Source organism: Providencia sp. PROV033 (assembly GCF_028484855.1).
GTDB lineage: Bacteria > Pseudomonadota > Gammaproteobacteria > Enterobacterales > Enterobacteriaceae > Providencia > Providencia alcalifaciens.
Window position 1 is genome coordinate 1 of record NZ_JAMPSW010000071.1, and the last position, 2,745, is coordinate 2,745.

Annotated in this window: 2 protein-coding genes; one reads left to right on the forward strand and one right to left on the reverse strand. The window is 32.8% G+C overall.

Features of this window, described 5'->3' with window-relative positions:
• Positions 1 to 275: 275 nt before the first annotated feature.
• A complete protein-coding gene (locus PSF16_RS12430) occupies positions 276 to 824 on the forward strand; it encodes a hypothetical protein (protein WP_006662692.1) in 549 nt (182 codons plus the stop codon).
• A gap of 183 nt (positions 825 to 1,007) precedes the next feature.
• On the opposite strand, the gene PSF16_RS12435 is transcribed toward PSF16_RS12430, so the two are convergent.
• The gene (locus PSF16_RS12435; protein ID WP_006657362.1) at positions 1,008 to 1,919 is read right to left on the reverse strand and encodes a nucleoside hydrolase; all 912 of its coding nucleotides are present in this window, start codon (positions 1,917 to 1,919) and stop codon (positions 1,008 to 1,010) included.
• Positions 1,920 to 2,745: the final 826 nt, after the last annotated feature.

The window sequence follows — 2,745 nt, forward strand, 5'->3', positions numbered from 1 at the left end:
TATTATCATTAATGAAATGTTGGACTATAATAAATTCCGTTCATTGGGGATTAATCTATTTTTGATTTTCATTGTTGAGTTTTAAAATATGACGCTATCTTTTTTGTATATGTAATAATTGATGTTGTTATTTTGTTTTAAACAATTGATATTGAAGTGGATGCTCTTATAAAGATACGATTTTTAATTAAATTTAAATTGCGATTTATATTTTGGAAAACACGTTGTTTGTTTTTCAAGAGTATTGAAAAGCATCAATCCAAAATGATTATATTATGAAATATCAGTTAACTCATGCGTATAGCCGATCAGCACAGTTTTATGGTGTTGAAACAAACTTAAGCCTAGAGCAATTTCAACAAGCTTGTGCTTATATTCAGTTAATTAGAGATAAACTACCGAGTTTTTCATCTTCTGATGATTATCTAGTTGAGTGTGAAACTCTTTTTCTTCTTCAGATGTTTTATGGCTTTATGCCATTATATGAAAATAGTGAAGTGGATGCGATTGTTGATGTTCATCATAACTGGGAATGTTATGTAATTGGTGGGAGCTTGGCGTCTATAAACCAATATGCGATATGTAATGCAAGCATTATTATGCTGGAGTTTCTTCGCTATAAATTACAGGCAAAACTCAATAATTATTCTAATGAGAAAATAAAAATTGATTTAGCTCGGCTAGATTCCTTATTAAGTGGCCATTTTTTAAAAAAAGAATGGGAGCTGAGAGATGTTTATGGAAATGATCTTACGGGTATTCAATTTTTAAGAAGTGATAAAGTTGAATTAATATCTAAAGCACCTATAGAAGCTGAAATGTAGCGAGATGAATTTTTTAGTTGATAGAAAGCACAAAGCCGTCACTAGATGAAGTGCCCCCTTTAGTTGGATAACCATTTGCTGGGGGGCTTTTTATGCCAAAATATAATTGCGATGTAAAAATTATCATTGCAATAGAGGTGTATCAGAGATTCTGAGTATTTACCCGTTGAGGTAAGCTTTATCTCAAAGAGTTAAAATACGCTCTGTAATTAAGGTCATCAATTTCGATGTATCAACATCAGTCATGATTTTACAATTCATCGTTTCCGAACTGTGATGAGTCAAAGTAGATGGGGTCGCAAAACTATGACCAAATAATCTCTTGGATTCATATTCAATAGAGATTGAACCATCAACACCTGAAAAAATTTCAGGTTGAATGAGGTAGGCAATAACACAAGGGTCATGAAGGAAAGGATCAAATTCAGCATATCTTCGACACATTTCTGCTACGCTCTGGGCAATAGCCCCTCCTTTTTCCAAAGCAGTGCACAAACCCGCTCTTATATCCGCTTTACTTGTCACATCTAAACCAAGCATTGTAATGTGCTGCGCACTATCAAAAACTATATGAGCAGCATGAGGGTCTACATAAAAATTAAACTCAGCGGCTGGCGTTATATTTCCCTGTGTAAATGCGGCTCCTCCCATGACGACAATATCTTTTACATTATCAATTAATTTTGGCTCTTTAATGATAGCTATTGCAATATTAGTGAGAGAGGCTATTGCGCATAATGTTATTTCACCAGGATTTGCCATAACAGAATCAATAATAAAGTCTACCGCGTGACCAGAATCATTGTGGTGTTTAGATTCCGGTAGGAGCACCCCAGCAAGCCCATCTGTACCATGAACATTCGTTTTATTCCCAGTTTTGCTCATTAATGGACGATTACAGCCTTTAGCGAGAGGAATATCTAGCCTATTAGCTAATGTCAGTAATTTTTTTGCATTACTGTGAACCTTTTCTAACTCTACATTCCCTGCGACTGTTGTTATCCCGATTAATTCTATTTCTGGTGACGCTATAGCGAGAAAAATAGCCACTGCATCATCAACTCCAGGATCACAATCTATTATTATTTTATGCATGTTAACTCCTTGATTTATAATTTATTAATTAGATAATCGAAAGTATTAATAATTAAACCTAAAGTTTATTTATAGAATCTATTTTTAGAGCGTGTGAAAGCTAAAGATAGAAGAGCTAAAAAGTTAAAATAGAGGGAATCTATATATTAATATTGCCAAAAATATCTTTCTAATGAAGTTTTTTTGGTAAAAATGATAATTTTAATAAGTTATGATGGTTTTCAAACACTGAAATTTAAAATTAACTTGTTATGGCATGAGTAATTACATGGAAAGTTCAAAAAACAGAACGATTGAAATATAATAATCTAAAAAATGCGAACTCATGATTGTTTTTTAAAATATAACCCTGAAAATGTGAATCACATCGCATTTGGCAACTATTTATCAGGTGGGTATTTTTATGAAAAATAGTGAATATATTTTCTATGTTGCAATTTCTTAAAAAGAATGCTTTTTTACATTCACATTCGTTCGTAGAAGAATAAATGGCATATTTTTTCTGCTTGGATAATCGTAATAATCAACAAAATAATTTTTTAATCTATCACTGCATAAATTATGCATTAGCCTAATGAGCATAATTTTATAATGGCTGTGTTTACCATTGATTGAAAGCGGCTAGTTTTTAGTGAATGTATGAGCTCATTTTTCTGAGGAGGGAAGTTCGATAGGTACTACCGTGAAGCGATTGCGGTGATGGATGAAAGATAAATCATCACTGATGAACCAATAAATTAATGATACAGAAAGCAAAAACCCGCCACTAGGGCGGGTTCTTTAAATAGTGGTGCCGGACTCGGAATCGACTTTTCATTATAACTAG